The following is a 24,352-nucleotide window of genomic DNA, read 5'->3' on the forward strand; positions in this document are numbered from 1 at the left end:
GGAAACTTCCTTCTTATTCTGGGTAGAACAGCTTAGTACAGCATCTGTCCTCATCAAGCCGTGCCAAACGTCACGCCTTGCTCGCGAAGCAGCTTCCTGTACGCAATGCTCATACGGTCCGACTTCAAGTGCAGCTCCATCTGCAAATCGAGCGGCAGCAGCTCGGGAGTTTGGTTTTCCACCATTTCCCGGTCCTGCTCAATCAGCGTATCCTGAAAAAGGATGAAGATTTCATCCGGTTCCTCCAGCGCATAATTACGCTGTTTGATCATGAAGGCGACGCTCTCCGTCTCCGTAACCGGGAGGACCATGAGGAACAGCCTGAAAATATGGCCCGGCTCCTCGTCGCTCCGCTTCGTAAATGCTGCGCATAAGGGGGCGAGCACTTCGTATACGTACCGGCTGTGGACTCCTCTTCCCGTCCCGTCGGGATTGGGCTGGTAGACGGTAATTTCATCGGAGCGCAGAGCGCCTTCAAGCTGATGAACGTGATAATCGCCAATCTCCGCGAATTGGCTGTCTCCCAGCAGTCCTTCATGCACGAACATGAGATGGGATACATCGAGGAAATTCTCAATCAAGCGGGGAGCAGCTGCTCTGAGCTGGTAAGGACCCATAATCACTTCAGCATATCCTTCTTCCAGTCGGCTGCTGATGGGAGGCTCCGGCGTAGAAGGGGTGCCAAGACACACCCATATCAATCCATGAGCTTCGATGCATCGAAAAACCAGAGCCTTGGCCTTGGAAGGTATCGGCTGGTCCTGTGGCAGTGAAGGTATGCGCGTGCAGGCACCGCAGCCGCTGTAGGACCAGCCGTGGTAAGCGCAGACAAGCTCGTCGCCCGCCACTTTGCCCAGCGAAAGCGGAACTCCGCGGTGAATGCACAGATCTTTGAAGGCGTGAACGCCTTGGGAAGTGCGGAATACAACCACCCTTTCGGCAAGAACGCGAGTGGATACCGGCCTCTCCAGCAAAGCTGACGATAACAGCACCGGATGCCACTGGTCGATCAAAGCGGAGTCTTGTATCGCTGTCGTCATCGTCTGCACTTCCTTTCGGGCTTTATTTAGGAATCGTACCCACAATCCCTTTTACGAACCAATTCGTATTCAAAATCTCTTCATCCGTCATTTTCTTGCCCGCCTCTAGACGTATTTTGCCGTCCTGGTCGGTAATCGGGCCTTGGAATACATCGAAGGTGCCGTCGATAATTTCTTGCTTCTTCTTCTCTACCAGATCTTTGACGTCTTGCGGAACATTTTTGCCAAAAGGAGCAGTTGTCGTGATGCCGTCCTTCATGCTGCCCAAGTAAGATTCGGATTTCCAAGTGCCGTCCATAATGGCCTTTATGGTTTGCGTATAGTAAGGTCCCCAGTTCCATTTTGGATTGGAGATGTACGTGTCCGGCGCATATTTCCCCATATCGGAGTCGTTGCCGATCCCCCAGACGCCGCGTTCTGCCGCTGCTTGGATGCTTGCCGGGGAATCCTGATACGCAGCCAATACGTCTACACCTTTATCCAAAAGACTCGTCGCAGCCTGCTTCTCTGTTGCCGGATCAAACCACGTGTTGCTCCAGACCACCGATACGTCAATGTTCGGATTTGTGCTCTGCGCGCCTAAGGTGAATGCATTAATGGTATAAATAACTTCTGGAATCGGGTAGGCGCCCACGTAGCCCAGATGGTTGTTTTTCGTTAATTTGCCCGCAGCCATACCAACCAGGTAGGCGCTTTGATATTCACGGCCCATGTAGGTGCCCATATTCGGCAAGGTTTTGTAGCCGGTGGCGTGAAGAAATTTCACGTTCGGATATTTTTGCGCGACATTGTACATCGGGTCCATGTAGCCAAAGGAGGTACCAATGACGACGTCGTTCTTCTGAGCCAGCTCCTCAAACACACGCTCCGCATCCGCGCCTTCCGGCACATTCTCTACGGTTGTCGACTTAATGCCGAGCTCTTTCTCCATCATCAATCTGCCTTGGTCATGCTCATACGTCCAACCGCCATCACCGGGAACCCCGATGTAGACGAAAGCAACTCTAGGCAGCTTTTTCTCCGCTTGAGGGGCTGCCGAGGCCTCCGCCGATGCAGCAGGCGCTGCGGATGGCGAAGCCTCGCTTTTCGGCTGTGCCGATTCCTGGGAACATGCCGTAACTAACAGGAGCATAAGTGCTGTTATGGAAAGCATCATTTTTTTCATATGGATCTTTTCTCCCCTCCGCTTATCGACAAACCACATCTCTCTACGGCCCGTAATATCCCTTCATATCCCGTGCACCTGCACAAATTGCCGCATAATGCTTCTTCCGTTTGCTCTCTTGTCGGAGATGCATTCACCTTCCATAGCGCGGTCAAGCTCATCACCATACCTGCTGTGCAGTAACCGCATTGCAGCCCCCTTCCTCCAGCATCGCTTCTTGAATCGGGTGAAGTCCGTTACCGGACACCCCCTCTATCGTAACCAGGCTCTTGCCTGAAGCTTGGTAAGCCATGAGCAGGCAGGCGTTCACCGGTTTATTGTCCATCAGCACCATACAGGCTCCGCAGCGTCCGACCTCACAGGCCACCTTGGTTCCCGTCAGCCCCAGATCATCCCGCAAAATGTCCGTCATCCTCTTGGATGCGGTAACCGGTAGAGAAACCGGCTTTCCATTTATTGTGCAGTTCAGCACGAAAGACGTATGCGTCCTAGGTGTCATAAACACTCCGCCCCCTCCAGCCAGTCTATGGATTGCACGATCTCCTCAGGAGCGACCGGCAGCTTGCTGACCCAAGTTCCCGTTGCCTTTCTCACAGCCGCCGCAACCGCAGCAGCTAAACCTACGGAGCCGATTTCACCGACCCCGCGCGGGCCGAATGCGTCGCCTTCGGGGAGGTCTTCGATGGCATCGACTCTGATGATGGGCGGCGCATCCTTGAAGGTCGGAATCAGATACGTGTCCAGATTGCGCCGGACATATTCGCCTCCCTTCATCACGGCGTCTTCGGTCAGTGTGTACCCGAGCGCCATGACGCTTCCCCCTCGATTTGGCCTAAATAGCCCATCGGGTTCACGACCGGTCCGGCAGCGATGACATGATCCGTCTGGAGTACCTTCACTCGACCCGAAAGCAGATTCACTTCAACTTCTACTATGACGGAGGCGTAGGAATATAAATAATGGGCTCCGATCAGAGCATCCGGGGTAGTCGGATAATCGAATTTTGTCTCTGATCGTATCGGTTGCGATGCCGCCACAGCAGCTTCCGCAAGCGCCTGATAGGTGATGACAGGCGCATCCTTGGGATGCCTGTAGACAGCATCGATAGCACCTTTCCGGTACACACTCTCTTTCCGATAGGCACCCTCCTTCCGGTACACACTCTCTTTCCGACAGACACCGTCTTTCCGATACACACCACCCGGCCCGGTTACCAGCTCTTCCGCCGGAATGCCGCAAATTAAGGAAGCGCGGTTCACAATTGCGGTGACAAAAGCAGGCCTCAGCCGCATGAGCGCCCGCCACATCATCGTCGTAGCCCGCGAAGCCGTGCTGGAGCCGCAGACCGGCACGCGGTCCGTGTCCCCGATCACGATGCGGATATCCCCATCGCTGCATCCGAAAAAATCGCGCAGCATTAACGTCAATGCCGCGTACAGCCCCTGCCCGAACTCTTCGAAGCCGAATGACGCCTGAATCTTCCCATCCGGCGTCAACTCAAGCCGCCCCCCGGAATGATCCGGGATGCCGAAGCCGAGACCCGCTCCGTGCATCACGATCGCGGACCCGACGCCCTTGCGGATCCATGGCGTCTCACCTTGCCAGCTGCATGAGCGCTTCACCCACAGCGGAGATTCCATCAGCTTCGCCCATACCTGCTCCGCGCCATCTGTCCCTACGATCCGTTGGTCCAAAGGACCCGGATCGTCCTTGCGCCGCAGGTTCAGCTTCCGCAGCTGCCAGGAATCGAGGCCGAGCTTCTCGGCTAACCGCTCGATTTGTCCTTCGACAGCGTATATGACTTGATTTCCGCCGAATCCACGAAACTCTCCCGATACGCCATTGTTCGTGTACACGCTGGTTCCCCGCACATCCACATTCGCGATGAGATAGGGTCCCACCGCATGCTCGGTGGCGAAGTTCAGCACCTCACGACCTAAAGTCGCATAGGCCCCTGTATCCGCTAGGATGCGCACTTGATGAGCCAGAATCCGCCCCTCCGCATCCGCCCCCGTCTTCATGGCGATCCGCATCGGGTGACGCTTGATGCCGGCAATGACCGACTCCCGGCGAGAATTATGCATTTTCACCGCGACTCCCGTCTTGAGTGCTAGCAGCGCCCCAAAGGGCTGGACATTGAGCTCATCCTTGCCGCCGAACGAGCCTCCGATGGGACTCGATATAACCCGAATCGCCTCTTCCGGCATCGCCAGAATTCGCGATAGCTGCATACGATCCTTGTATCCATGCTGTGTCGGAGAATATACAGTGAGCCTGCCGTCCTTTTCCGGGACGAAGAGTCCGCCTTCCGTTTCCATGTACGTGTGCATCTGCCTCGGCGTGTAGTAGGTTTCTTCGACGATATGAGCACATGCCGCAAAGGCTGTCTCCACATCTCCCCGCTGTATACTCGTTTCATGGAGCAGGTTTCCTTCGGGATGAAGCTTTGGTGTGCTTTCATCCAGCGCCGTTTCAGGATCATCTACAACAGGAAGAGGTTCATATACTACTTCGATTAATTCCAACGCAGCTTCGGCCATCTCTTCCGTATCCGCCGCTACGGCCGCTACAGCATCGCCGACATACCGCACCCTATCGCTGCATAATACCGGCTGATGAGGGAAGGCGATACCGAACAGGTTCATACCCGGGATATCCTTTGCCGTCAGCACGGCCCGCACACCGGGAAGTGCCTCTGCCTTCGAGGTATCAATCGACAGGATCCAGGCATGGGCATGTCGGCTGCGCAGCACCTTGCCATGCAAATTCCCGTCCACCGTCATGTCGGTCAAATATTGGAGCCGTCCCGTTACTTTATCTTCCCCATCGGGCCTGACGATCCAACGTTCTGCATAATTCTCACGGTTGACCAACATGACAGTCACCTCCCTTGCGCCATGCTTGATAGATTTCAGAGACTAAGAGGTTCGCCGCCGTCATCTTCCGGTAGTGAACACTGGCATAATCATCCGCTATCGCTTGAAATTCGTTCATAACCACGCTGTGTACTTCTTTAAGCAGTGATTTGGTAACCAGCTGATTCGCCAACATCCGCTCGGCAGCATGAAGTCTGACTGGTAACGTGGGACCCCCGCCTGCGGCCAAAGCAGCTGCAACGATTCGGCCATCAACCTCTAGTTGAACCCGACCTGCGATCGTCACGACAGAAGGTGTAAATGCCTCTCGACGCCCCACTTTGATGTAAAAGTCATAGGTTGGGTTTCCCCCATAGGTTGAAGCAAGATCCCCATGAGCAGTCCCCCGCCTGGGTCTGAGTTTGGGTTTGGGTTTGGGTTTGGGTTTGGGTTTGGGTTTGGGTTTGGGTTTGGGTTTGGGTTTGGGTTTGGGTTTGAGCTTGTGCCTGAGCTTGGACTTGAGCTTGTGCCTGAGCCCGTGCCTGAGCTTGGACTTGAGCTTGTGCCTGAGCCCGTGCCTGAGCTTGGACTTGAGCTTGTGCCTGAGCCTGTGCCTGAGCTTGTGCCTGATTCCGACCCCGACCCAGCACCCGCTCCCAGCCACTCCTCAAGCTGTACGCTTCGCTCCGCATTCCCATCCGTCACACGAACACCGGCATTCAGAACAAGCAGGGCCGGAATGATATCGCCGGTTCGCGACATGATATTGCCCCCAATGGAAGCCAGATTGCGAATAGACGGCGCTGCAATTTCACCGCAGGCTTTAACAAGCAGAGGAAATTGACGCTGGATCATCTTGTGGGAGGAGACATCCGACAATACCGTCATAGCTCCGACGGACACACCACCCGACTGATCGATACTCACGGCGGATAATGACGGGATGCTCCCCAAGCTGATCAGATGCGGGGCTATCGCTTGCAGCCCGTTCTCCCACCTGACACGAAGCCAGGTCCCGCCTGCAACGATAACCGCTTGATCTCCCAGCTTGCGCTTTAACAGAACCGCTTCTTCCGCGCTGGCAGGCTGCCACACCATCGGTTCCTGCTGCGGAATCTCCTTAGGTTGTACCGACATCGGCTGCACCTCCTTATATGCATAAGCTGATTACATCCGTTCAGTTTTTCGAAGCCCCTTACCGATAGTCTCAGATACTTACATCCGCTTTTCCCTCTCGTAAGGAATTCCTAACGCTGCCGGGCTTGCAGACGGCTTATCTTTATTTCTCCAGCCTTCGACCATCAAGACCGCAATCGTGATGATATAAGGCAGCATTTTTAAAAGCGAAGAAGGAATCGCATGATCCAGTAATTGAATACGGAATCCCAGCGCATCCAGGCCACCAAAGAAATATGCGCAGATTAACGCGCGCAGCGGATTCCATCTGGCAAAAATGACAAGCGCTACAGCAATCCACCCCCGCCCCGCCGTCATGCCTTCGATCCAGCTAGGGGTATACGCAAGGATCAAGTACGCACCAGCCATTCCCATCAGCATGGAGCCTAGTGTCACGTAAAGGTATCTACCTCCCGCTACCGAAACCCCCATGGCATCCGCCGTCCCTGGACTCTCTCCGATGGCTTTGAGCTTAAGTCCCCATGACGTTCTGTACATGAACAGATAAATGAGAATCGCAAGAGCAAAGCTGCACCAAATGAGCACATCCAGATGGGCGAATACCGGACCAATCAAAGGAATGGAGTCCAACCAGGCGATATGCCATTTGGGGACGGCGCCTGCAATCGGGTGTCCCGCAATCGGCTTACCGATATAAGCACTCAGCCCTGTTCCAAACAAGGTCATCGCCAGACCGCTAATAACCTGGTTGACACCCAGCGTGACGGTCAAGTAGGCATGCAGCAAACCGAGCACACCGCTTACAGCTAGAGCAGCCAGCACAGCGAGCAGCAAGCTGCCGGTTTGCAAATAGATCGAGCAGCCAGCACAGCGAGCAGCAAGCTGCCGGTTTGCAAATAGATCGAGCAGGCCAGCACAGCCCCCACCAGCATTAAGCCCTCGGCTCCCAAGTGGATAACGCCCGACTTCTCAGATAGAATGCCGCCTAGCACAGCAAACAGAATCGGCGTTCCTGCCGTAATAGCTGCTATCAATAATGTTGTGGTAAAGTTCATATTTGAATCACCCTCACGACCGCTAGCCGTCCCTCTTTCTCGTCACCAATCGATACCGACTAAGCTGCTCGCCGCCAATGACGAAGAATAGAATCGCACCTTGGAGCATCAAGGACATAGAAGGCGGCAGCCCAATCGACTGCACGCTGTACCCGCCTACAAGTAACCCGCCGAACAAAATGGAAGAGAGAATCATGCCGAATGGATTTAATTTGGCCAAGCAAGCAACAATAATCGCCGTATATCCATATCCAGGTGAAATTCCATACAGAAGCCGATGCGCCACTCCGGACACTTCACACATGCCCGCAAGTCCTGCCACTCCGCCGCTGATCAGCATCACCAACAGTACATGCTTCTTGATTCGAATTCCCGCATATTCGGCAGCGTGAGGATTGGAACCGAGCAGCTTCCATTCATAGCCCCATTTTGTGCGGTAGACGATAAATGCGAACAGCAGCACGGCTAGAAGACCATATATGAGCCCCAAGTGAACCCTTGTTCCGAAAAAAGTAAGCAGCTGTTCCCCCGGCGTAAACATGGGCGTTCCCGGAAAATTAAACCCTTTCGGATCTTTCCAAGGACCGAATACGACGAAATCCAAGACAGATAACGCAATGTAGTTAAGCATCAAGGATGTAATCAGTTCGTTCACCTGAAAATAGACCTTAGGGATCGCTGTAAGAAGTCCCCACAGGGCTCCCGCTGCAATTCCAGCCACTAGCATAAGAGGGATAGCAATCGAGCCAGGCAGCCCCGGTGCATACACCGTTACAGCTGTCGCTGCGATAGCGCCGGCTACAAACTGTCCTTCCGCACCGATATTCCATACATGGATTCGGTAAGCGACCGCAACTCCAATCCCACAGAGCAGCAGCGGTATGGCTTTGACTAGCGTTTCGCTCCAGCCATATTTAGAGCCGAAGGCTCCTTGAAACATTTTGCTGTATACAATCAAAGGATTCATGCCGTTCCATGCTAGAAACAAAGCGCAAAAGAGCAGAGCGAGCACAACAGAGGCAATCGGAATCCACCAAGGACTGCGTCCTGTACTCTGGCGTACCAGTCGGAAGGGCAGGCGTCCTTGACTTACGTGCGTACCGCCTGTGACCGGCGGAGCTGTCAGCAGCTTTTCCTTCATACCACTTCCTCCTCCGTAAGAATGCCCGCCATGCATAATCCGATACGTTCCCGGTCCGCTTCTTCTCTAGTAAAGCTTCCAAGGATCTCACCGCTGTATATGACAAGAATCCGATCCGATATATGCAGCAGTTCATCCAAATCCTCGGAGATGAGCAGTACGCCGCTGCCCCTTCTGCGCAGATCCAGGAGGAGATGCTGCACAGCTGCGGCAGCTCCGATATCAAGTCCTTGTGTCGGATGCATCGCGACCATGAAGGCCGGATTCTGTGCAACCTCTCTGGCGAACACCAGCTTCTGCTGATTGCCGCCGGATAGCTGCTGCACGGGAGCATGAATGCCCGGCGTTTTTACATCAAATTGTTCCACCAGCTGTGCGGCCCAGGCTTGATTGTTGCCGGAGCGCATCATACCGAATCGGCTTCTCTCCGCTGTTCGGTACGACTTGAGCAGCAGATTATCCACGCCGCCCAAGCTGCCCGCCAGACCTGTCTTCATTCGGTTTTCCGGCACATGAGCCATCCCCCGATCAATTCTCTGACGAACTGATTTGTGCTCGATCTGTTCACCTTGCAGCTCAATCGTTCCGCTTACTTGCGGCCGCAGTCCGGTCAGCACCTCGGCGAGTTCCTTTTGGCCGTTACCCGCAACGCCGGCAACTCCAACGATCTCGCCCTTGCGGACCGAAAACTCAACGGTCTTCAGCGCCATGTGGCCGTGATCCCCGTTAGCTGTTAATCCTTTCACTTGCAGCAGCGCCTCACCCGGTGATTTGCGTTCTGCTGAAGAAGGCTCAGCCGTCATCGATTTATCCACCATGAGACCGGCCAGTTCGACTGCGCTCGTTTGACCCCTCAGCATGGTGCGAATCATCTTGCCCTTCCGCATCACCGAAATGCGGTCCGCTGCGCTCATGACTTCCTTCAGCTTGTGCGTAGATACCACAATTGTCTTGCCCTGCTCCTTCATGCGGCCCAGCGTCTCGTACAGTCTCTCGGCCTCCGCCGGCGTTAGTACCGCCGTAGGTTCATCGAGAAGAATGATATCCGCCCCGCGATACAGTGTTTTTAAAATTTCAATGCGCTGCTGCTCCCCAACGGACATCTGCCAAACCGGGCGGTCCAGATTCACGTCCAGTCCATAGGTTTTCGCCGTATAATCAATCTGCTCGCGTTTCTTTTGCCGCCAGGACTTACCGTGCCAGAATGCTCCCCTTTCCGAAAGAATGATATTCTCGAGCGCCGTCATCTTCTGCACCAAACGAAACTGCTGATACACGATCGCGATTCCATGTGCCATGGAAGCTTTGGGCGAACCGATTTTGGCAGGTGCCCCATGCAGCAGAATCTCGCCTTGATCCGCTTTATAGAGACCGGAGAGAATGCTCATGATGGTGCTTTTCCCTGCACCGTTCTCCCCTAATAGAGCATGAATCTCCCCGCTCTTGGCGGCAAAATCAACATGGTCGTTAGCCGTTACCCCTCCGAATCGTTTTACAATTTGTTTCATTTCAACTGAATAGGCAGCCTCCATATCCATCCCCCGCAGTCCATGTTCCGTTGAATAATTAAGCTTACTATATATAAAATCCTTATTTTGCGTCAATTAACATAACATCATTTTGTTTTTTCATATAAAAAAACAATGCATCATTGTCATGAGTGCACTGTTTCGCGTTTTTTATGTCATATTTCATTACATATACATCTATTCCTCTTAAAAGCTTCATAGTCCTCTGGGGTATCAATATCCACAAAATGCTCCGCAACAGAGTTATCGATATGAACACCCCGATACGAGGACGTTTGAAATAAAGTTCTCGCTCCGATGTCTCCCTGAAGCATAGCAATCGCGCCAAACATCCTCTTGCCGAGCAGCACCGGCGGCTTGGGAGTCCCTTGATCACATGATGCCGCATAATCCAGCCCAGGCTCCGACACAAATTTCTCGATAAGACGATGGATCATCGCCGCGTCGACCAGCGGCTGATCCGCAAGCAGAATCAGGACGCCATCAGCAGCCAGCCCCTCTGCAGCCTCTAACCCCGTACGTAAAGAATGAGCCATCCCCAAGTGCGAATCCGCACTTACCTCAATCCGGCAGCGCCCGGAACGGATGTGAGGCAGGGCAGCCACAGGAATCCAGTCCGGCCTTCCGCCCTTGTCCTTGTTCGTGTCCTTGTCCTTGTCCTTGTCCTTGTCCTCTCCCTCGCCCTTGCCCTTACCCTCTCTCTCCCCGCTTACAACGACGATAACATGATCCAGTTCGGACCTTAGCGCCGTCATCAAAGCAATACCGCCGAGCTTCGCTCCATTCAATACGTCCAGCGACAGCTTGGGTTCTCCCATCCGCCTGCTGCTTCCCGCCGCCATATAAAGACCAACCAGCTTAGGCTTCATGGCGGGTCACCAGCCGCCCAGCGATTCCAGACCGCGGCTTTCACGGAGAGAATTGCTCCTAGCCTTCCCCTTGTGCACGCCCCGCTTGATCGCGATCAACTGGGCCATGATGCTAATCGCATTCTCCATCGGACCTTCAGAGCCAATCCGCTCCCCAACGGGGTAGTGAAGCCATTCCGGCTTCGAAAGTCCTTCCAGCAGCGCTTCTGTTCTTGCCGTTGATCCCATAATGCCCAAGTACCTCAGCGGTACACCCGCTAAGGCCCGGAGAAATTCTTGATCCCTCTGGAACTGATGGCTCATGACAATGACAAAGTCGCTTTCGGTCAACTGAAGCTCGTCGCCCAGCTTGTCAGGGAACTCACATACGGTCTCGATGCCTGCGAACCATTCATTTTCGCACAGTCCTTGGCGCCAGTCCGCCACAATCACTCGAAAGCCTGTGCTGTAAGCAAGTTGAGCCAGCGGCCCCGCATCCTGATTAGCGCCAAAAATAATGAGCCTCGGCTGAGGTGTAAACAAATACGCATACACGGAGAGAGGATCGTGGCGGGTTACGGTATCCATTCGGTCCGCTGTTTGCAGCTTGTAGCGCACCTGCTCAGCAATGGTTCTATGAAGATAGATGGATTCGCCGCGCTCCAATATACCTTTTACTGCAATCAGATTCGCTCTTAGCTCATCTGTCATCGGTTCCAGCAGTACCCGGATTAATCCCCCGCAGCCAATCGTCTCCCCCAGCCGAAATCATCTGCAGGGCGCATGTCATACTCGACAACCTGCGTTCGCTTCGAATCCCACACAGCTGGAACATATTCGAATAAATCCGCCTCCAGACAGCCCGGACTGATGCTGCCGGATGAAGTGCCGTCCAGACGAAGAAGCATCATGGCTCCAGCCTTCCGATAAGCATGGCCCTCTACATAAATCACCGTAGCAAGCACAGAAGGCTCATCATGCCTTGCCACCTCCGACAGAATATCATAGACATCCATTCCCGCCCGCTCCTTTCCTCTGCAACCTCATGTGTCACGCGTACGCCAACACTTACGCTGCAAGCCCCAACTGCCTGCTACCAGCCAATGGCCATGCCGTCACCTCTCGGATCAGCAGCACCGCTCATCATGCCGGATTCGTCGATGATAATTCCCTGCGCCTGGCCCATAATGCCGTCCCAGCTGTTCACCGGCTCCACCTTATGCCCCCAGCCCTGCAGACTTTTATACGTTTCCGCATCCAAGCGATGCTCCAGCTTCAGTGTATCTCCGTCTTCCCCCCAGGTGCGTCCATATACCCAACGGGGTAAGTTGATCGCTTCCTGAATCGTCAGCCCGTAGTCCAGCACTCCCGTCAAAACGGACAGCTGCGTCTGAGGCTGGCCCTCCCCGCCCTGCGTGCCGACTAGCATGTAGGGCTTACCTGCTTTTGCAACCATTCCCGGCATTAGGGTATGAAACGACCTCTTTCCAGGCTCGAGCGCGTTCGCGCACTGCGGATCCAAGGAGAAGAAAGATCCTCTATTTTGCAAAATGATACCTGTATCTCCAGGCACATAAGCGGAGCCAAAATCAAAGTACAAGCTTTGAATGAACGACACGGCATTGCCCTCCTCATCGGCGACAGCCGCATAAGCGGTGTCCTGCCCAATGGCAGGCGACAAATACGGAGCTGCTTGCAGCTGCGAAGCCTGGATTTCTTTCCAGAGGCGGCGTCCATATTTTTTCGAAAGCAATGTATTTAGAGGAATTTCACGGAAATCGGGGTCAGTCAAATAGCGGTCTCGATCGCGGAACGCCTTCTTCACCACTTCACACATCACATGATAAAAGTGAGCGGAAACGCGGGGGATTGCAGCGACCTCCACCTGCTCCAGCATGTTCAGCATCATCAGTGCTGTAAAGCCTTGTGAGTTGGGAGGCATTTGATAGACATCGTAGTCCCGGTAGCTTGTAGAGACAGGCTCCACCCACTCGCCCGCATGACGGAGAAAATCCTCTTCCCGAAGCAGCCCCCCATCCTCCTCGATCGCTTTGGTCAGAGTAGCCATCACTTCTCCTCGGTAAAATGCATCTCTACCGCCGCTTTGCAGCTTGCGGAGCGTCTGGGCCAGCTTCGGCTGGATAAGCCTTTCTCCTTCCCGAAGCAATTCACCATCTTTGATGTTCCGTCCAGAGCGGTTTGAGGATCCTGCGGCGATATACATGTCGCTTAATGCCACTGAGGCTCGAATCAAGGCTTCATTTTTTTCATCCAGAATACGAGATTTCTCGAGATGGGAAAGCCCTGCTCCGCATATTGGATGGCAGGCTCCAACAGCTGGTCCCATGCAAGCCGTCCGTACTCCGACCACACGCTCCACCATGCATCGACCATGCCCGGAACCGTAATCGCGCTTAAAATTCCTCGCTGAGGAATGGAATCCATTCCCTGGTTCTTATAAAATTCCGGCTGTGCCAAGGCCGCAGATCGTCCACTTCCATTAAAACCAATATATTTACCGGATGCGCTATGATAAATGAGAAAGAAAGCATCACCGCCTAGTCCCGTCATATGCGGATACACGACGCCGAGCGCAGCGCTGACTGCAATCGAAGCGTCAAACGCATTTCCGCCTAGCTGCAAAATCCGACTGCCCACATGACTGGCCAAATAATGGGGAGAAGTCACCATTCCCCGCTCGGAGCGCGGCATTATGTTCAGCATGTGAATTCCTCCTTCTTTTCCGCATAGGACGCGAGTGCGGCTTGAACGGCTTTGCCTGCGGGAAGATCAACGCCATGCCAGATAAGAACAGCCTCCAACGCACCGAGGACGTGCAGCACGTTCTTTTGGTTGCAGCTGAAGCCCATCGTTCCAATTCGCCAAATCTGCCCTTTCAAAGGACCGAAGGAGCTGGCAATCTCGATGCCGAAGTATTGCAGCAGCATGGAACGTACAGATTCCCCCATCACGTGATCCGGAATGCGGATGCAGGTGACCACCGGCAGCTTGCACGTGGCGTCTCCATACAAGGTAAGCCCCATCGCGCATAAACCTGAGACAAGTGCCGCTTCATGGAGCTTATGTCTGGCAAAACGCTGCTGAAGCCCCTCCTCCAGCACCAATCGCACCCCCTCGCGCAGCGCGTAAAGCATCGAAGTCGCTTCCGTGTGATGGTTCAACCTCGCCGGACTCCAGTAGTCCTGCAGCTGGCCGAGGTCAAAATAATTGCTGCGCACCTTTCTCTTTGCGCTTGCTGGCGTGTTTTTATCCTGCAATCCTCTCTCGATGGACTTCCTTTGCAATATCTTCGCTTCTACGCGCTCATTGTAGGTGATGGGCGACATCCCTGCGGGAACCGACAGGCACTTCTGTGTGCCGCCAATCACCGCATCCAGCTGCCAGGCGTCCGTCTCCACGGGCACGCCCCCGATGGTGGCGACAGCGTCTATGACCAGCAGTGCATCTAATTCACGGCATATCGCTCCAATTCCCTCCAGCGGCTGGATACAACCGGTTGAAGTTTCTCCATGAACCATCGCTACGATTTGCGGCCGTTCTCTTCGAATAGCTTCGGCAATCTCCCCCTGGCTGAATACGCCTCCCCATTCGCGTTCGATGATGACAACCTCCGCGCCGCAGCGTTCAGCAATTTCAACGAGCAGATTCCCAAACCGCCCGTAGATCGGCACGAGTACTTTATCCCCCGGCTCGATAACACTGACCAGCACCGCTTCAATGCCTGAGCGCGATGTGCCGTCGATCGGGTAACACCAGCGGTTCCCGGTTTGAAACAGCTCCCGCAGCATTTCCATGGTCTCATTCATCATATCTGTGAATTCCGGGTCGAATTGACCAAGTATCGGATAGGACATCGCGCGCAGCACGCGAGGGTCCACCTCGACAGGTCCCGGCGTCATAATCGTACGTAAAGATGGGGCTAGATCCTTATAAGCTTTCATCCGCTTTTCCTCCGTAGCCGTATTCATATAGTAGATGGACCAGCGTTTGAAATCCTGCTTCCAAATCCTCAGGTGCCGTATATTCCTGCGGATTATGACTGATGCCCGAACGACTTGGCACGAAAATCATCGCCGCCTTGCAGCATTCCGCGAACAGCTGTGCATCGTGCCCTGCGCCGCTGGCGATCCGCATCGAAGCCAGCTCATACGATTCGCAGACCGCTTCGATGCCCTTCATAATTCCTTCGTTCATCCCCACCGGAGGGACATGCAGCCGTTCCTGAATCGTGATGCACAAGCCTCGCTTCTCCGCGATTTGCTTCATCCTCGCGAGGGCATCCGCCGAGAATGTGTTCATCTTCTCCTCATCGGTATGACGGACATCCAGTGTCATGTCCACCTCACCGGGCACCACATTCGGTGTGCCTGGCTTCACCTCGAATCTGCCTACGGTTGCTACGAGGGGTTCACCCTCCTGCAGCGCCATGCTTTCTACCAGCACCGCCATCTCCGCTGCTCCGACCAAAGCGTCGTAACGCCATTTCATCGGTGTCGTCCCTGCATGATTGGCCGTCCCTTCGAGGCGGATCGTATATCGCTTCTGCCCGACAATCCCCGTTACAACGCCGATCTGCTTACCCATGCGCTCCAGAACAGCTCCCTGCTCAATATGAAGCTCGATGTAAGCTTCCAAATCCTCACGCTTACACCCGGCCAACGAGGACGCCCCAAATCCCACCGCTTCCATCGCATCCTTGAGCGAGACGCCGTCGATGTCTACTTTGCCTTCTGCATCGCTTAGTGACATCACTCCGGTGACGTTCCCGGATCCCCAGTAGGCTAAGGGAAAGCGGCTGCCTTCTTCCTCGCACAGAGAGACTACTTCCAATGTTCGCTTCGGCGTACCGTAAGCCGACTTTAAAAACGCCAACGCCAACAGCCCGGCAACAATGCCGTAAGCACCATCAAGCTTCCCGGCATTTTTGACCGTGTCGATATGTGATCCGGTTAGTACCGGTTTCAAGTCTGTATTCGTGCCTTCCAACCTGCCGTATAAATTTCCAACGGGGTCGAAAGAAGCCTCAAGTCCGAATTGCTGCATCTTCGCAGCAAGCGCCTGCTGCGCCTGCAGCCAGGGTCTTGTATATAATAGGCGGGTGATTCCGCCTTCCGGGTCTGTGCCGTAGCCCGCCAGCCAATCGATCACACTGTGCAGCTTATCGGAATACAGCGTTAACAGATGAAACGAATCCGGGGCCATTTTAACCATACAATTTCCCTCCATTCCCTTCATCGTAACGAATCCATCTGCCGGTTCTCGCAGTCAATTTCACGCCGTCCGGCTTTTGCTCATAAACCACATTCCCGCGAACCATCGTAGCTTTCACTCTGCATCCGAGGGACCTGCCGATATAAGGACTGTGCTTATGCCTCTGGAGCAAATCGCTGGAAGCTAGCGTGTAGGATTCACCCATATCAATGATGGCCAAATCCGCCTCCATCCCGATGGCGATTTCTCCCTTGCGGGGGTAAAGCCCAAACCGCTTGGCCGGATTGAGCGACAGCCATTTCGACAGCTCCGGCAGCGGAATGCCTCTACGCACATGGCCTTCATCCAGCATCAATTCTAGCGAGCTCTGAGCGCCGGATATGCCTCCCCATGCCTCAAACATGTCTCCGTCTTTCATAGAGGTCGGACACGGCGAGTGGTCAGAAGCAATGATGTCGATCTTGCCCGCTCGTACCGCTGCCCACAAACGCTCCTGCTCTTCGCTGCTCCGCAAAGGCGGCGCACATTTGGCTACAGCCCCTAACCGAACGACATCCTCCAATGTCAGGGTCAAGTAATGCGGGCACGTTTCTACCGTTACATTCATGCCCCTTGCTTTAGCGCTGGAGATCAGCTCGACAGCTTCACTGCTGCTGATGTGGACAAAATGGAGCGCACACCCTGTAAGCTCTGCGAAGAATAAAGCTCTATTGACCGCTTCCAGCTCTGCCAGCACCGGCCGTGAGTTCACAAAATCCATCGCACCGCGTTTGCCCGCAGCCACAGCTTCCTTCGCCAGCTTGGAAACGATCGGCTCGCTTTCTGCATGAAGCGCCAGTACCTTGCCGAGCCTCGCGATTTCCTTCATTCCCTCATACAGCGTCAGCTCGTCAACCTCAGCGAAGATATCCTCGCCTTCTCCTCCCGGGCAGGACATGAACGCTTTAAATCCGATGACTCCGGCTTCCGCTAGCTCCGCCAGTCGCTCCACATTCCCCGGAACCAGCCCTCCCCACAGGGCAAAATCCACAGCCGATACCCCATCTGCCAACGCTAGCTTCTTTTCTAGCGCCTCAAGCCTTACAGTCGGGGGAACTCCGTTCAGCGGCATATCGATATAGGTTGTGCATCCGCCTGCCGCCAGAGCAGCGGACCCCGTCTCAAATCCTTCCCAATGCCCGAGTGCCGGCTCATTCAAGTGAACATGAGCATCGATCATCCCGGGCATAATATATAGTCCACTTGCATCATAGACTTGAGCAGCTTGAGATCTGCTCGTCAAATCATCTACCACTGCAGCAATTTTACCGTTTCTAATCCCAATATCTGCAGGTCGCACTTCATTTGAAAGCACAACCATACCGCCGCGAACGATCAACTCAAACTGTTCAAATTGTTCAGATTGTTCAAACTGCCCCATCCGCTTCCCCTCCTGACGGTCTCAACATCAACTGCCTCTGTAAGTGTTATATCCCCATGGAGCAATCAACAGTGGAACATGATAGTGAGTATCCAGCTGGGATATTCCGAAGCGAATCGGCACCTGATCCAAAAAAAGGGTTCCACTGTCGTTATCCCCAAGCTGCGAAAATAATCACCAACATAAAAGAGCAGTTCATAGACGCCTGAAGCAAACTCTTCTGAAGGCAACACAGCTCCGCCAACTCTTCCATCTTCATTGGACATAACCGTATTCAATAAACGCGATGTTCCATCCGTTAATCCATACAGCTCTATCTTGACCCCAACTGCCGGCATGCCTCGACTAATATCCAGCACATGTGTAGTTAGCGCTCCGCTCATGTCTCCGCAGCCTCACCTTCAGTTACATGCACCACATCACTCAATCGGAAGCGTCCAATCTTACAAACCTCCTGTAGCGCCCGCGTCTTCTCTTCCTCCCAAACTCCCTCAACCCGAGTCCGGATCGCCACAAAAATGCTTTCCTTCGTTTGTCCCTTCACCGCCATGATAAAAGGGAACTCAAACTTTTGCGTATACCGCCGATTCAGCTCAAAAGCTCCGCGTATTCCTCCGCCGACAGGGCATCCAAACCAGCGCCCGCCTGCTCCCGCACCGAGTGGTCCGTCATTTGTACGCGTGTTCCAAGATCCGGATGCGACCGTAAGAGCTTGATCTGAATGGATTCATCCGCCTGCCATATCCCATGTTCAAAAGCCGAGATTAGGCTCCCAATCGACGAAAAAGGCGCCCCCTCCCAAGCTTGCCGCGCCACCCACGGTGAATGCTCAAATATCCCGCCAAAAGCATCTATGAATTCACTTTTACTCATTCCATTAATCTCATTTAGTGTCAGTTTCACGCCAACATCACTCCTCAAATTCGGCTATTCTGCTGCCTTCAGCTCAATAATTTGTTTCATTGTAAATCCGTATAAAGAAACGTTCAATAACTATCACGTAAGTTTGTAATCCTACATAACGTGAGCTTTTATTTTTGTTTCCCTGCACCTTCACATTAAAAATATTCCGATCAGAACACGAGCTCAGTCTCCCCTCTCTATCAGATACTAGTAGATACCCTTGATACTTGGGGATACCATCATTACATAATTGCCGAAACCCGAGATACCATCGTACTTGAGATCCCATCTCCGCGAGAAGTTCTGACGTGCAATAGTCTTGATGTTTAACCCAACTTCGGTACTCGATATCCCATACACTACGGGACTCATGAAATTGACTTCACTATGCCGTTCCGTGAGGAACCCTAAGAACCCAAAAACCCGCCATCCTGCGATAACGGGTCCAACTTTTACAGCGCATTTCTCGGCCATTTGCCGACGAATTCTACTTCATCATAAGCATAGAAGTTCTTTAATATTTCCTCTCGATCATCTAGAAACAGTTGGTCTGTTATCGCCGACACAAGTCTAGGAATTCCATATCTCATTCCCGATAGTGCAGAAGCCGATATTCCACAGCTGATTAATGCCGAATAGCTGAAGCTGAATATTCCGTGGAGTAACTTTTTCCCTTCTGCATCGCGGCCCTGAAAAGCAAAGCCCCTACTGAGATATGGATGAGCGTCAATGACGGGATTCGCCAGTTCATCCGGAGCTTGGTAGCGATCACCCCATCTCTCAATATGCCCTACCACTAATCTAAGCTCGGGACGCAGCGCCGGGTCGGTGAGCAGCCCTGTACTAATTATTAGGAAATCAAAAGTAAACTTTCCCTGTGGTGTACTTACTCTAACCCCTTCCCCTACATGCTCTACATCCAACCATGGAGCTCCTAGATGCAGTTGGAAACCAGGCCATGATGCCGCCCTCTCAAAGGTATCATTCGTAGGAGGCTGATTATGCTTGAAAAAATGAACCATCGCCGCATACTTATCGGCATCCGGTAGAGCCGCGTAATGCTCGATCATACCGGAAAACTCCATCTGGCGAATCGGGTTGATCCGCGGCATTTCTTTTCGCCGGACAAAAATATGCGCTTCCGCCACCCCTTCCGTCAAGGCAAAATTGGCATTATCGAATGCTGATGCGCCTCCTCCAAGAACAGCAATCTTCTTTCCTTTTAGCTTTTCAAAATTAATCGATTCCGAAGTATGTGCATACGTCGTTCTCGGCAGTTTTTCCTTGATCATAGACGGAACGTGCCACTCGCCGCCTCCCTGAATCCCCGTCGCAAGGACCACCTTTCGAGTCAACAGCTTTTCACTCGGTGCTCCAGTCCCTTGGATATGAAGACGATGGATACCATCATCCGTAGGCTCGATCAGCTTCAGCTTTACCTCATTCCTCACAGGCAGATTTAATACTTGGCGATACCAGCGAAGGTAGTTCATCCAGTCGACTCGGGGAATTTTCCCAACGGCCTCCCAACCATCAGGACCAAACTGCGCTTCCCACCAAGAACGGAACGTAAGTGAAGGTATGCCTAAGTCTACAGAAGTAAGATGCTTCGGTGTTCTGAGCGTGACCATTCGCGCGTACGTTTCCCAGGGGCCTTCATAGCCTTCATGGTTCTCATCGATAAGCAGAATATTTGTGACCCTCTCACGCAGTAATGCAAAAGCAATACCCAAGCCGCTCTGCCCAGCGCCAACAATAACAACATCATAAACATGCCCTTCAGAGTGTTCCCGAGGTCGAACCCAGTTAGCGCCCCCGTAAGCCAGATAAGAAAGATCCGTTTTTACACGATCATTTAAAGCTTCTATGCTCATGATTTTTCATACCCTTCGAAGGCGTTCGTTCTCGCCTTTTTTTCATGTCAATTGTCCTATGAATGTGAGATAATGAGTTCCTTGCACATATATTATCTTTTCTCACTTGACATTTGAAGGTAATGAAACGTTTCTTGTTTTTGTATCTAAAATTTCTATCTCAAATTGTTCAAAATGACTACCGTACAAATGTCAGCTATATTTTTGAAATAAAAAAGAACCTGATCTGTTCAGGCTCTCGTTTATTTTATGAGTTGCATCTGCTGCGAAATCTTTACTACGCTGGACTTACTCCATTTAATGTACGGAAATGGTATACTGAGCTCGATCTGTACGGATCGCTACTCCGTTCTCGGTCTGTTCGCATTGAAAATCCTTGCTAAGCGGTATTTCATAACTCTCTTCCGGAAGCTGCTCCGTACGGCCATCCTGAGTTGCTATAGAGCCTGCCCCTTTCAGAATGATTGCCATTGGATATAAGTACTCATCTGCCGTTTCTGCGTAATCCAGAAGCCCAATGTCATCTATTTGCATCTCAATATGATCCACGTCTCGCTGCTCTGTCTTCTCAATTGTCAGCTGTTTGTCTCTGTTAGCATCCAGCCAAGTACAAATATCTTGAGCAGATCCATCCATTGCCGGCACACCTCTCCTTTATCTCCAAAATTCCTACATCACAAGTAGTTTTTCCTCTCATCCTATATCCTTATGCGCTGCACGGAACATCAATAATTGGATACATTTGTTTGAATAACAAAAAAAGCCCTCTTAAGTTTTATCTTAAGAAGGCTCTTACTTCTGCTTGGCAACGTTCTACTCTCCCAGAACCCTTCGGTTCAAGTACCATTGACGCTGGAGGGCTTAACGGTCGTGTTCGAGATGGGAACGCGTGGATCCCTCCGCCATCATCACCAAACGATTGTTTTGCGTTAGCAAAACTGGCTACGAAAACATAAGCTTTGTTCAAGGTTTATTCCTTGAAAACTAGATACGAAACTTACGTAAAGTGTGAGTATTTGTTGATGCTTCCGAAGCTAGCTTTCCTTCGGAAAGCTCTTAGGTTAAGCCCTCGACCGATTAGTATTCGTCAGCTCCATACATTGCTGCACTTCCACCTCGAACCTATCAACCTCGTCGTCTACAAGGGGTCTTACGAATTGGGAAATCTCATCTTGAGGTGGGCTTCACGCTTAGATGCTTTCAGCGCTTATCCCTTCCGTACATAGCTACCCAGCTATGCCTCTGGCGAGACAACTGGTACACCAGCGGTACGTCCATCCCGGTCCTCTCGTACTAAGGACAGCTCCTCTCAAATTTCCTACGCCCGCGACAGATAGGGACCGAACTGTCTCACGACGTTCTGAACCCAGCTCGCGTACCGCTTTAATGGGCGAACAGCCCAACCCTTGGGACCTACTTCAGCCCCAGGATGCGATGAGCCGACATCGAGGTGCCAAACCTCCCCGTCGATGTGGACTCTTGGGGGAGATAAGCCTGTTATCCCCAGGGTAGCTTTTATCCGTTGAGCGATGGCCCTTCCATTCGGTACCACCGGATCACTAAGCCCGACTTTCGTCCCTGCTCGACCTGTTTGTCTCGCAGTCAAGCTCCCTTATGCCTTTGCACTCTTCGAATGATTTCCAACCATTCTGAGGGAACCTTTAGACGCCTCCGTTACTTTTTAGGAGGCGACCGCCCCAGTCAAACTGCCCACCTGACACTGTCCCCATACCGGTTCACGGTACCAGGTTAGAACTCCGATACGATCAGGGTGGTATCCCAACGGCGCCTCCACCCAAGCTGGCGCTCAGGTTTCAACGGCTCCCACCTATCCTGTACAGATCGTACCAAAGTCCAATATCAAGCTGCAGTAAAGCTCCATGGGGTCTTTCCGTCTTGTCGCGGGTAACCTGCATCTTCACAGGTATTAAAATTTCACCGGATCTCTCGTTGAGACAGCGCCCAAGTCGTTACGCCATTCGTGCGGGTCAGAATTTACCTGACAAGGAATTTCGCTACCTTAGGACCGTTATAGTTACGGCCGCCGTTTACTGGGGCTTCGGTTCACAGCTTCGGGATTACTCCCTAACCGCTCCCCTTAACCTTCCAGCACCGGGCAGGCGTCAGCCCGTATACTTCGCCTTGCGGCTTCGCACAGACCTGTGTTTTTGCTAAACAGTCGCTTGGGCCTTTTCACTGCGGCCCCCTCGGGCTATTCACCCTACCGAGGCACCCCTTCTCCCGAAGTTACGGGGTCATTTTGCCGAGTTCCTTAACGAGAGTTCTTCCGCGCGCCTTAGAATTCTCTTCTCGCCCACCTGTGTCGGTTTGCGGTACGGGCACCTTCGCCTGGCTAGAAGCTTTTCTTGGCAGTGTGAAATCATGACCTTCGGTACTATAAATTTCCCTCCCCATCACAGCCCAGCCTTACGATGTGCGGATTTGCCTACACACCAGCCTCACTGCTTGGACGAGCATCCATCAGCTCGCGTCACTATCCTTCTGCGTCACTCCATCACTCATAACGGCTACGGTGGTACAGGAATATCAACCTGTTGTCCATCGACTACGCCTTTCGGCCTCGCCTTAGGTCCCGACTGACCCTGAGCGGACGAACCTTCCTCAGGAACCCTTAGGCTTTCGGCGGATCAGATTCTCACTGATCTTTTCGTTACTTATACCGGCATTCTCACTTGTATGCGCTCCACCTGTCCTTACGGTCAGACTTCAATGTACATACAACGCTCCCCTACCCAAGTACTTACGTACATGCCATAGCTTCGGTGGCGTGTTTAGCCCCGTTACATTTTCGGCGCAGAGTCACTCGACCAGTGAGCTATTACGCACTCTTTCAATGGTGGCTGCTTCTAAGCCAACATCCTGGTTGTCTGTGCAACTCCACATCCTTTCCCACTTAACACACACTTGGGGACCTTAGCTGATGGTCTGGGCTGTTTCCCTTTTGACAATGGATCTTAGCACTCACTGTCTGACTCCCGGATATGAGTTTGTGGCATTCAGAGTTTGACTGGACTTGGTAACCCTTGGCGGGCCCCGCACCCAATCAGTGCTTTACCTCCACAACTCTTGATTCCGAGGCTAGCCCTAAAGCTATTTCGGGGAGAACCAGCTATCTCCGAGTTCGATTGGAATTTCTCCGCTACCCCCACCTCATCCCCGAATTTTTCAACATTCGTGGGTTCGGGCCTCCAGTGAGTGTTACCTCACCTTCACCCTGGACAGGGGTAGATCACACGGTTTCGGGTCTACGTCCACGTACTAAATCGCCCTATTCAGACTCGCTTTCGCTGCGGCTCCGTCTCTTCGACTTAACCTCGCACGGGAACGTAACTCGCCGGTTCATTCTACAAAAGGCACGCCATCACCCATAGAGAGGGCTCTGACTTCTTGTAAGCACACGGTTTCAGGTTCTTTTTCACTCCGCTTCCGCGGTGCTTTTCACCTTTCCCTCACGGTACTGCTTCACTATCGGTCGCTAGGTAGTATTTAGCCTTGGCAGATGGTCCTGCCGGATTCCGACGGGGTTTCACGTGTCCCGCCGTACTCAGGATCCCTCTAGGCATACGTTTGTTTTTGGCTACGGGGCTTTTACCCTCTTTGCCGAGCCTTTCCAGACTACTTCGCCTAACAAACTTTTGCCACGTTGAGGTCCTACAACCCCAAAGAGCAAGCTCCTTGGTTTGGGCTAATCCGCGTTCGCTCGCCGCTACTGACGGAATCACATTTTGTTTTCTTTTCCTCCAGGTACTTAGATGTTTCAGTTCCCTGGGTATGCCTCTCATGCAGCTATGTATTCACTGCATAGTAACTGCGCATTACCACAGTTGGGTTCCCCCATTCGGACATCCCCGGATCAAAGCCTGCTTACGGCTCCCCGAGGCATTTCGTCGTTCGCCACGTCCTTCTTCGGCTCCTAGCGCCTAGGCATCCTCCGTGTGCTCTTTCTAGCTTAACCTTAGATTATTGCGCAGCAATAATTGCTACGTAAGAATCAGCTTTGCTAAAAATAACTTTCTTCATCTGTTTGACCAGATGTCGAAAAGGATTTCTAAGTTTCACGCTTTACGTTTCGTTTTCGTTATCTAGTTTTCAAGGAACAACGTTGCAACTGTTACATGCGCGAAGCGATGTC

22 protein-coding genes, 2 rRNA genes and 2 pseudogenes are annotated in these 24,352 nt (G+C 52.7%); all 26 read right to left on the reverse strand.

The annotated features are described in order from the left end of the window. Nucleotides 1-53 precede the first annotated feature (53 nt). Entirely contained in the window at nt 54-1,040 is a 987-nt protein-coding gene (locus L0M14_RS24235; RefSeq protein WP_235119041.1) for an aromatic ring-hydroxylating oxygenase subunit alpha, read from the reverse strand. Between the two features lie 22 nt (nt 1,041-1,062). Then, the gene (locus tag L0M14_RS24240) at nt 1,063-2,205 is read right to left on the reverse strand and encodes a BMP family ABC transporter substrate-binding protein (protein WP_235119042.1); all 1,143 of its coding nucleotides are present in this window, start codon (nt 2,203-2,205) and stop codon (nt 1,063-1,065) included. Then, a complete protein-coding gene (locus tag L0M14_RS31665) occupies nt 2,202-2,372 on the reverse strand; it encodes a 2Fe-2S iron-sulfur cluster-binding protein (protein WP_311198772.1) in 171 nt (56 codons plus the stop codon). Before L0M14_RS31665 ends, L0M14_RS24240 begins: the two co-directional genes overlap by 4 nt. Then, nucleotides 2,366-2,704 (reverse strand): (2Fe-2S)-binding protein, encoded by a 339-nt coding sequence (locus L0M14_RS24245; protein ID WP_311198773.1) that lies wholly within the window; start codon nt 2,702-2,704, stop codon nt 2,366-2,368. The genes L0M14_RS31665 and L0M14_RS24245 overlap by 7 nt, the downstream gene beginning before the upstream one ends. Continuing rightward, nucleotides 2,701-5,081: pseudogene (gene pucD, locus L0M14_RS24250) on the reverse strand (xanthine dehydrogenase subunit D). Before pucD ends, L0M14_RS24245 begins: the two are co-directional and overlap by 4 nt. Further along, the gene (locus L0M14_RS24255; RefSeq protein WP_235119043.1) at nt 5,065-5,367 is read right to left on the reverse strand and encodes an FAD binding domain-containing protein; all 303 of its coding nucleotides are present in this window, start codon (nt 5,365-5,367) and stop codon (nt 5,065-5,067) included. The pseudogene pucD and the gene L0M14_RS24255 overlap by 17 nt, the downstream one beginning before the upstream one ends. Continuing rightward, entirely contained in the window at nt 5,364-6,197 is an 834-nt protein-coding gene (locus L0M14_RS24260) for an FAD binding domain-containing protein (RefSeq protein ID WP_235119044.1), read from the reverse strand. Before L0M14_RS24260 ends, L0M14_RS24255 begins: the two co-directional genes overlap by 4 nt. Nucleotides 6,198-6,275: 78 nt before the next feature. Continuing rightward, entirely contained in the window at nt 6,276-7,046 is a 771-nt protein-coding gene (locus L0M14_RS24265) for an ABC transporter permease (RefSeq protein WP_235119045.1), read from the reverse strand. Then, nucleotides 7,004-7,252, reverse strand: coding sequence for a hypothetical protein (locus tag L0M14_RS24270; protein ID WP_235119046.1), 249 nt, complete (start codon nt 7,250-7,252; stop codon nt 7,004-7,006). The genes L0M14_RS24265 and L0M14_RS24270 overlap by 43 nt, the downstream gene beginning before the upstream one ends. Before the next feature lie 22 nt (nt 7,253-7,274). Next, nucleotides 7,275-8,393: an ABC transporter permease gene (locus L0M14_RS24275; protein WP_235119047.1), complete on the reverse strand. Its 1,119-nt coding sequence runs from the start codon at nt 8,391-8,393 to the stop codon at nt 7,275-7,277. Beyond that, nucleotides 8,390-9,925: an ABC transporter ATP-binding protein gene (locus L0M14_RS24280; RefSeq protein WP_235119048.1), complete on the reverse strand. Its 1,536-nt coding sequence runs from the start codon at nt 9,923-9,925 to the stop codon at nt 8,390-8,392. The genes L0M14_RS24275 and L0M14_RS24280 overlap by 4 nt, the downstream gene beginning before the upstream one ends. A 152-nt stretch (nt 9,926-10,077) precedes the next feature. Further along, the gene (locus tag L0M14_RS24285) at nt 10,078-10,791 is read right to left on the reverse strand and encodes a nucleotidyltransferase family protein (RefSeq protein ID WP_235119049.1); all 714 of its coding nucleotides are present in this window, start codon (nt 10,789-10,791) and stop codon (nt 10,078-10,080) included. A gap of 6 nt (nt 10,792-10,797) precedes the next feature. Continuing rightward, the gene (locus tag L0M14_RS24290; protein ID WP_235119050.1) at nt 10,798-11,481 is read right to left on the reverse strand and encodes an XdhC family protein; all 684 of its coding nucleotides are present in this window, start codon (nt 11,479-11,481) and stop codon (nt 10,798-10,800) included. Between the two features lie 20 nt (nt 11,482-11,501). After that, a complete protein-coding gene (locus tag L0M14_RS24295; RefSeq protein WP_235119051.1) occupies nt 11,502-11,786 on the reverse strand; it encodes an XdhC family protein in 285 nt (94 codons plus the stop codon). Nucleotides 11,787-11,863: 77 nt separating this feature from the next. Further along, nucleotides 11,864-13,494: pseudogene (gene ggt / locus L0M14_RS24300) on the reverse strand (gamma-glutamyltransferase). After that, nucleotides 13,488-14,732 carry a pyridoxal-phosphate-dependent aminotransferase family protein gene (locus tag L0M14_RS24305; protein ID WP_235119052.1) on the reverse strand — a complete coding sequence of 415 codons (1,245 nt, stop codon included), beginning with the start codon at nt 14,730-14,732 and terminating at the stop codon, nt 13,488-13,490. Before L0M14_RS24305 ends, ggt begins: the two are co-directional and overlap by 7 nt. Continuing rightward, nucleotides 14,719-16,002, reverse strand: coding sequence for an allantoate deiminase (allC, locus tag L0M14_RS24310; RefSeq protein ID WP_235119053.1), 1,284 nt, complete (start codon nt 16,000-16,002; stop codon nt 14,719-14,721). Before allC ends, L0M14_RS24305 begins: the two co-directional genes overlap by 14 nt. Further along, nucleotides 15,995-17,422 carry an allantoinase gene (locus tag L0M14_RS24315; protein ID WP_235119054.1) on the reverse strand — a complete coding sequence of 476 codons (1,428 nt, stop codon included), beginning with the start codon at nt 17,420-17,422 and terminating at the stop codon, nt 15,995-15,997. Before L0M14_RS24315 ends, allC begins: the two co-directional genes overlap by 8 nt. A 27-nt stretch (nt 17,423-17,449) precedes the next feature. Further along, entirely contained in the window at nt 17,450-17,518 is a 69-nt protein-coding gene (locus L0M14_RS31675; RefSeq protein ID WP_311198924.1) for a hydroxyisourate hydrolase, read from the reverse strand. After that, the gene (locus tag L0M14_RS24320) at nt 17,488-17,805 is read right to left on the reverse strand and encodes a hydroxyisourate hydrolase (RefSeq protein ID WP_311198776.1); all 318 of its coding nucleotides are present in this window, start codon (nt 17,803-17,805) and stop codon (nt 17,488-17,490) included. The genes L0M14_RS31675 and L0M14_RS24320 overlap by 31 nt, the downstream gene beginning before the upstream one ends. Then, the gene (locus tag L0M14_RS31240; protein WP_260115391.1) at nt 17,802-17,972 is read right to left on the reverse strand and encodes a 2-oxo-4-hydroxy-4-carboxy-5-ureidoimidazoline decarboxylase; all 171 of its coding nucleotides are present in this window, start codon (nt 17,970-17,972) and stop codon (nt 17,802-17,804) included. Before L0M14_RS31240 ends, L0M14_RS24320 begins: the two co-directional genes overlap by 4 nt. A 38-nt stretch (nt 17,973-18,010) precedes the next feature. Further along, on the reverse strand, nt 18,011-18,325 hold the full coding sequence (gene uraD, locus L0M14_RS31245; RefSeq protein ID WP_260115392.1) for a 2-oxo-4-hydroxy-4-carboxy-5-ureidoimidazoline decarboxylase: 315 nt from the start codon (nt 18,323-18,325) through the stop codon (nt 18,011-18,013). Between the two features lie 452 nt (nt 18,326-18,777). After that, nucleotides 18,778-20,199: a flavin-containing monooxygenase gene (locus tag L0M14_RS24330; protein WP_235119055.1), complete on the reverse strand. Its 1,422-nt coding sequence runs from the start codon at nt 20,197-20,199 to the stop codon at nt 18,778-18,780. Nucleotides 20,200-20,496: 297 nt separating this feature from the next. Further along, nucleotides 20,497-20,835: a protein YmzB gene (locus L0M14_RS24335; protein ID WP_235119056.1), complete on the reverse strand. Its 339-nt coding sequence runs from the start codon at nt 20,833-20,835 to the stop codon at nt 20,497-20,499. A gap of 164 nt (nt 20,836-20,999) precedes the next feature. Then, nucleotides 21,000-21,115, reverse strand: a 5S ribosomal RNA gene (gene rrf, locus L0M14_RS24340). Between the two features lie 141 nt (nt 21,116-21,256). Next, nucleotides 21,257-24,175 (reverse strand): 23S ribosomal RNA (locus tag L0M14_RS24345). Nucleotides 24,176-24,352: the final 177 nt, after the last annotated feature.

The organism is Paenibacillus hexagrammi (assembly GCF_021513275.1).
GTDB classification, from domain to species: Bacteria; Bacillota; Bacilli; order Paenibacillales; family NBRC-103111; genus Paenibacillus_E; species Paenibacillus_E hexagrammi.